Origin of the sequence: uncultured Microbulbifer sp. (genome assembly GCF_913055755.1) — a bacterium.
Lineage (GTDB): Bacteria > Pseudomonadota > Gammaproteobacteria > Pseudomonadales > Cellvibrionaceae > Microbulbifer.
Genome location: NZ_CAJXKH010000153.1, coordinates 1 through 4,517 on the forward strand (window position 1 = coordinate 1; position 4,517 = coordinate 4,517).

The 4,517-nt window shown below is 59.9% G+C and carries 3 protein-coding genes; all 3 read left to right on the plus strand.

Annotated elements, in window-relative coordinates; genetic code table 11:
- Positions 1-483, plus strand: a 483-nt coding sequence (locus QZ511_RS16370; protein ID WP_295804107.1) for an ABC transporter permease subunit, incomplete at its 5' end; no start/stop codon positions are given.
- A gap of 152 nt (positions 484-635) precedes the next feature.
- Positions 636-1,379, plus strand: coding sequence for a sugar phosphate isomerase/epimerase (locus QZ511_RS16375; RefSeq protein ID WP_295804109.1), 744 nt, complete (start codon positions 636-638; stop codon positions 1,377-1,379).
- 466 nt (positions 1,380-1,845) lie between these two features.
- Positions 1,846-4,517 (plus strand): TonB-dependent receptor (locus QZ511_RS16380; protein ID WP_295804111.1); only part of this gene is annotated, 2,672 nt, incomplete at its 3' end.

Sequence of the window (4,517 nt, forward strand, 5' to 3'; positions counted from 1 at the left end):
GCGGTGCTGATGCTGATTCCGCTGTACGTGATCGTGGTGCAGTGGCTGGGGCTGGGCAACTCCTGGCTGGGGCTGATCCTGGTGTATTCCATCACCGCGCTGCCGTTCTGTGTGTGGATGCTGAAAGGCTACTTCGACACCCTGCCGTACGAAATCGAAGAGTCCGCACTGCTGGAGGGGGCCTCCCGCTGGACCATCTTTACCCGCATCATCCTGCCGCTGGCGCGCCCGGCCATCGCCGTGACCGGTCTGTTTGCCTTTATGACCGCGTGGAACGAATTTATTCTCGCCTCCATCTTTATGGACGACGAATCCCTGTACACGGTACCCGTGGGGCTGCGCTTCTTTGTCAGCGATTACGCCTCCGAATGGGGTTACTTTGCCGCCGGTTCCATTCTGGTTTCCATCCCGGTTATGCTGCTGTTTCTCGCGCTGCAGCGCTTTCTGGTCTCCGGGCTATCTGCCGGTGCGGTGAAGGGCTGATTCCGCCTGCGGCGCGGCAGCAAATCCATGACCCCGATAAATACTGTGTGCCGATGAAAAGTCTTCTGCGATTGCTACCACTCATTCCCCTGATCCTCGCAGGCACGTTTTCTGTGAGCGGCGTGTCGGCGCAACCTACCGGTGAAAACACCATGAACAGCAAACCCCGCCTGCGCGGCGTGCAACTGTATACCCTGCGTGCGGAAATGGACCGCGACCTTGCCGGCACCCTGGAAGCCGTGGCGGCGGCAGGCTACCGGCAGGTAGAGTTTGCCGGCTTCTTCGGTCGCGAACCGGCGGAGATTCGCACGCTGCTGGAGGCCCAGGGGCTCACCGCGCCCGCCAGCCACTTCCCTCTCGAGCAGATGGAGGCGGACTTCGCCTCGGTAATCGCGCAGGCCAAGGCCCTGGGGAGCCAGTATGTGGTACTGGCGTGGCTGGAGCAGGGCCGGCGCAGCGCTGCGGACTATCGCAAGCTGGTACAGAACCTGAACCACTGGGGTCGCCTGTGCCGCGATGCAGGGCTGCGTCTGGCATACCACAACCACGACTTCGAGTTTGTGGAGACCGACGGCTTCATTCCCTACCAGCTGCTGCTGGACGGTAGTGACCCCGGACTGGTGTCTTTTGAAATGGACATCTACTGGATGCACAAGGCCGGGCAGGACCCGCTGGACTATTTTGCGCGCTATCCGGGGCGCTTTCCGCTGTGGCACCTGAAAGACGCGACCGCAGCGGGCACCATGGCGGATGTGGGGCTTGGTATCATTGATTTCCCGGCCCTGCTGGCGCAGGCGGAAAAGGCCGGACTGGAATACGCTTTTGTCGAGCGGGACGATGCCGCCGCGCCGCTGCAAAGCATTCGCCACAGCTTCGAAACCGTGACCAGCTGGTAGCCTTGAGGTTGCCGGTAGTGGAGTGCGAGTCTTCTCTCGCACCGCTCCGGTTCGCTGCCTGCCTTCTTTCCCGGCCTCTTCTTTAGCTTCCTCTTCAAGCCTTTCGCATCCCTTTCGCACCCCCTCCGCAACCTCGGTGGTTGGTAGGTCACAGAATCAGGTTGGTTGTTTTTTGTACTTCCTGTAAGGTTTCCCGCTTTGTGCTGGCGGGATTGCACAACTCTGGTGCAATCACCCAGGCATCCTTTAACTTGTTGAATACAAAGGGTTTTTCTGTTCCCGCTTTGTGGGAATCAAGGTGGGATAGTCCATTTTTGACGAAATTCTCAAGGTGGGACGATTCACTTTGAGGCATGGGGGGAATATAGCTTCGCGTCAAAGCGGGTGGTCCCTTTGCGGTCACGAGGTGCCCTGTTTTGACGAACCCAAATAACGACAATGACGTGACGATGGGGGAGACATCTCCATGAACAGAATGACCGGATTCAAGAAGAAATCTATTGCGGTTGCTATCGCGACCATGGCCGGCATCAGCGGCCAGGCCTTTGCACAGAGCGAACAGGAAACAGCACTCGAAGAAGTGGTGGTACTGGGTATTCGCGGCAGTCTCGAAAAATCCATGGACGTAAAACGCGATGCCAAAGGTATCGTGGATGCGATTTCCGCGGAAGATATCGGCAAGTTTCCCGATACCAACCTGGCGGAATCCATGCAGCGTATCACCGGTGTGTCCATTGACCGCGTGAACGGTGAAGGTAGCAAGGTCACCGTGCGTGGCCTCGGCCCCGACTTCAACCTGGTGACCCTGAATGGTCGCCAGCTGGCCCGCACCACCGGCGGCCGCTCCTTCGACTTCCAGGACATCGCCTCCGATATGGTTACCGGTGTGGAAGTGGCCAAGACCAGCGATGCCACCCTGCCGTCCGGCGGCATGGGTGCCACCATCAACCTGCTGACCGCGCGTCCGCTGAACACCCCGGAGCGCACCGTGCGCTTTGGCGTCAAGGGCGTAATGGACGAGTCTTCCGAAGACGCCGACATGACTCCCGAATACAGCGGCTTCTACTCCGACACCTTTGCCGACGGCAAGTTTGGTGTGGCCATCTCCGGCTCCATTCAGGAGCGCGAGAGCGGCAGCCAGCAGGCGCTGGTACCCGGCGGCTGGATCAGCGTCGAAGGCCAGATGGACAACAACTGGGACGGCGTCAACGACCAGTGGGGCGCGGTACCCCTGGAAAACCAGGTCAACCGCCCTGGCGAAGGCGATATCTACTCCGTTGCGCAGAATGCCGCGTTCAAGTTTGAAGAACAGCAGCGCAAGCGCACCAACGGCCAGCTGGTGCTGCAGTGGGCGCCTACCGACGACGTGACCGCAACCCTGGATTACAACGTCTACGAGAACAAGATCGCCAAGCAGTTCAACGATATCTCGGTTTACCACGCCTGGGGTGGTGACCAGCGCGGTGTATGGAGCGACGGCCCCATCTCCACGCCGATCATCTACTCCGAGTACTACGGCGCACCCAGCGACGTGGCCATGGGTGGCGGCAGCACCGCAGAAGTACACGAAGGCGATATGCTGGGTATCAACCTGGAGTGGCAGGTGAGCGACAAGCTGAACCTGTTCTTCGACGGCCAGCACTCCGAAGCCGAGCGCCGCCCGGACAGCCCTTGGGGCACCAGCAACGTGCTGACCGTTGCCGCCATGGTGCGCGACGCCAGCAGCGTGGATTTCACCGGTGATATTCCGGCGATCTACGTCGACAGTGAAAACGGCCTCAATGCCTCTGACATCATCGTCACCGGCTCCGTGTTCACCAACAGCAAGGATTACTCCGAGGTGGACCAGTTCCGCTTTGGCGGTAACTTCGAGGTGAACGAATCCAGCGATATCGATTTCGGCATCTCCCGTCAGGAAGTGACCAACCGCTCCCAGTCTGTGTTCGTACAGCGCAACAACTGGGGTGGCGCGGGCCCGGCTTCCGACCTGCCGGATGAACTGTTTACCGCGGATAGCATTTCCGACAAGTTCGATGAATCCTGGGGTGACTTCTCCGAGATCGGTGGCCTGGAGCCGCTGAACGTCTACTACCAGTGGGACTTCGAAGCGGTGCGCGCGGCGGCGGAACAGCTGTACGCCAACAGCGCCAGTGATCTGGGAACGATCAACCGCCTGGGTGACTGCGGCACCGCTTTCTGTGCTTCCACCGATTACGCGTCCGACACCGACCGCACCACCATCGAAACCTCCACCGCGGCCTACGCCCAGTACAACTTTAACTCCCAGTTCGGCAGCATGCCGTACGAGGTAAATGCGGGCCTGCGCTACGAGGAGACCGATGTCGACTCCGTCTCTGTGGTTCCCAAATACGACCGCGCCGAGTGGAACTCCAACAACGAGCAGGCCATCCTCGGCTCTGGCGAGCAGGTTTACCTGAGCGAGGAAGGTAACTACGACTACTGGCTGCCGAGCCTGGCGTTCAGGCTGGACGTGACCGATGACCTGGTAGCCCGCGCCGCGGTGAGCCAGTCCATCACCCGCCCGGATTACAACTCCATCAAGGGTGGTACCACCATCGGCTCCGCCGCCAACGGCGGTATCGGCGGCGGTTCTACCGGTAACCCGAGCCTGCTGCCGTACGAGTCCACCAACTACGACCTGTCTGTGGAGTGGTACTACGGTGAGACCAGCTATGCATCCATGGGCCTGTTCCGCAAGGATGTGTCCAACTTCATCAGCTCGGTCAAAACCGATACCACGCTGTTCAACATTCCCAACCCGGCAGACGGTGCGCTGGTGGATGAAGCGCGGGCGAACGGTGCCAACGATGCGGCGTCCATTCGTCAGTACATCGCGGAGAACTACGCCGATAGCGAGTTCGTGGACGTGACCTACCAGGAAGATGGCGTGACCATCGACAAGATCTTCATCAAGGGTAACCCGGCCACCGACCGCGATATGATCTTCCGCGTGGACACACCGGCGAACAGCGATGTGGAAAACACCATCAATGGTGTCGAGCTGGCGGTGCAGCACATGTTTGGCGAAACCGGCTTCGGTATGCAGGCGAACTACACCATCGTAGACTCCGAGCTGGAATACGACCCGTTCATCCTGGTGGATCAGGAAGCCATGGT